Here is a 2,420-nt window from a genome sequence, read left to right as displayed (position 1 = left end):
GCGGTGCTCGTGGCCGAGGACGGCTCGGTGCACGAGAGCCCGGCGCCGCGCGGTCATGTGGTGAACTCCGTAGGAGCGGGCGACTCGATGGTCGCAGGCTTCGTTGCGGGCTATACCGAGAGTGGCGGCGACTACGAGCAGGCGTTCCGCATGGGCGTGTGCACTGGTTCCGCCAGCGCGTTCTCCATGCAGCTCGCCACGCGCACTGAGGTGGAGGCGCTCCTCTCCGCCCTCTGAGATGCCATTAGGGACGGCCTGCCATTGGGGACGGGGGTTATTGGCTGGGCGCGTCCATCGCTGTGATGCGCTTCGAACCCATTCAATCGAGAGTCGATGTGGAACGTACGACGTCTTTCGAGGTCGTTTCATCCATCATGCGGCGTTTTGCCGAGAAAGGAGTATTGACATGAAGATCACCGGATTGCTGAAGAAGGAGGGTGTGAAGCTCGGCGTAGTCGCCGCGTCGCAGGATGAGGCCATCGATGTCCTCGTCGATTTGCAGTGCGGCATCGGGGCTGTCGCAGACCGCGACCGCTACAAGCAAGCCGTGCTCGCACGCGAAGCTGAGTTCTCCACCGCCGTGGGCGAGGGCGTGGCGATTCCGCATGCCAAAACCGATGCTGTGAGCGAGCCCGGTCTCGTGGCGATCACCGTGCCCGGCGGCGTGGACTGGAAGGCGCCCGACGGCAAACCCTCCGACCTCATCTTCCTCATCGCCGCTCCCGACACGCAGGCGAACGTGCACCTCGAGGTGCTCGCCAAGCTCTCGGCGCTCCTCATGCACCCCGAGTTCTCGGCGGCGCTTCGCGCGGCGACGTCGGTAGACGAATTCCTTGCCGCGATCGATGCCGCGGAAGCTGCCTACGACGCCGAACAAGAGGCCAAGGCAGCTGCAAAGGCCGCTCCCGCAGCAGCCGCGCAGGACAGCGGCCTGCCGCAGATCCTTGCAATCACCGCGTGTCCCACGGGCATCGCGCACACCTACATGGCCGCCGAGAACCTCGAGAAGGTGGCGGGCGAGATGGGCTACACCATCAAGGTCGAGACCCAGGGCTCCGTGGGTACGAAGAACGCGCTCACCGCGGAGGAGATCGCTGCGTGCAAGGGCATCATCATCGCAGCGGACAAGGGTATCGAGCTCAGCCGCTTCGACGGCAAGCCGCTCTACTCCACGAACGTTTCCGCCGGCATCAACGATGCCGAGCGCCTCATCAAAATCATCGTGGACGGCGAGGCGCCCATCTGCCACGCGAAGGGCGGGTCTTCCGCTCCGGCGGCCGCCTCGGGCGACGGTATCGGCTCGCAGATCTACAAGCACCTCATGAATGGTGTCTCGCACATGCTGCCGTTCGTCGTGGGCGGCGGTATCCTGAAGGCCATCGCCTTCCTGGTGGACACCCAGGGCATGGGTACGGCTGCCTATGGTAGCTCCACGCCGCTCGCCGCGTTCTTCAACCTCGTGGGTGGCACGGCGTTCGACTTCATGCTGCCCATCCTCGCCGCGTTCATCGCCATGTCGATCGCCGACCGTCCCGGCCTCGCGCCCGGTCTGGTGGGCGGCTGGCTCGCCAAACAGGGCTTCACGCTCGGCTACCTCGCCACGGCCATGGACGCCGAGGCGCAGGGCGCCCTCATCTCGGGCGGCTTCATCGCAGCGCTCTTCGCCGGCTTCGCAGCGGGCTACCTCACGCTTGCCTTCGAGAAGGCCTGCGACCATCTGCCCAGCTCGCTCGAGGGCATAAAACCGGTGCTCTTGTACCCGCTCGTGGCGATCTTCGGTATCGGCTTCGTGATGCTTGCGCTGAACCCCGTCTTCGCAGCGATCAACTCCTGGCTCACCGGCGCGCTCAATAGCCTCGGCACGGGCAACCTCGTGCTCCTGGGCGCTGTTGTGGGCGGCATGATGTCCGTCGACATGGGCGGTCCCTTCAACAAGGCGGCCTACGTGTTCGGCACCGGCATGCTCGCTGCTGGCACCACCTCCGCGCAGATCGTCATGGCGTCCGTCATGGTCGGCGGCATGGTTCCTCCCATCGCCGTTGCGCTTTCCACCACGTTCTTCAAGAATCGCTGGACCGAGGCGGATCGCAAGGCCGGCATCGTGAACTACATCATGGGTCTTTCGTTCATCTCTGAGGGCGCGATTCCCTATGCCGCCGCCGATCCCGGTCGCGTGCTGCCCAGCTGCATCATCGGTTCGGCCGTTGCCGGCGCGCTCTCCGCGCTCTTCGGCTGCACGAGCCCCGCGCCCCATGGCGGCGCTTGGGTCATCGCCGTCATCGGCAATCCGGTGATGTACCTTGTGGCGCTCATCGCGGGCTCCGTGATTGCCGCGCTCATTCTCTCGTTCCTCAAGAAGCCGCTTTCGGCTGAGGAATCCGGGCTCGCGAAGTAACGATCGCGCGTCCTGTTCGCCCGCG

2 protein-coding genes are annotated in these 2,420 nt (G+C 65.3%); both read left to right on the top strand.

The window, feature by feature from the left end:
• Positions 1 to 237: PfkB family carbohydrate kinase (locus QZ079_RS09095; protein WP_297037528.1), on the top strand; the 237-nt coding region annotated here is incomplete at its 5' end.
• 169 nt (positions 238 to 406) lie between these two features.
• On the top strand, positions 407 to 2,395 hold the full coding sequence (locus tag QZ079_RS09090) for a fructose-specific PTS transporter subunit EIIC (RefSeq protein ID WP_019238974.1): 1,989 nt from the start codon (positions 407 to 409) through the stop codon (positions 2,393 to 2,395).
• Positions 2,396 to 2,420: the final 25 nt, after the last annotated feature.

The organism is uncultured Enorma sp. (assembly GCA_905210055.1).
Classification (GTDB): domain Bacteria; phylum Actinomycetota; class Coriobacteriia; order Coriobacteriales; family Coriobacteriaceae; genus Enorma.
The sequence above is the reverse complement of the archived record's forward strand: the minus strand, read 5'-3'. Positions and strand labels throughout refer to the sequence as shown.

Bases quoted from the DNA above. Each gene is read 5' to 3' on its own strand.
- QZ079_RS09090 (WP_019238974.1), top strand. From the start codon at position 407: ATGAAGATCACCGGATTGCTGAAGAAGGAGGGTGTGAAGCTCGGCGTA.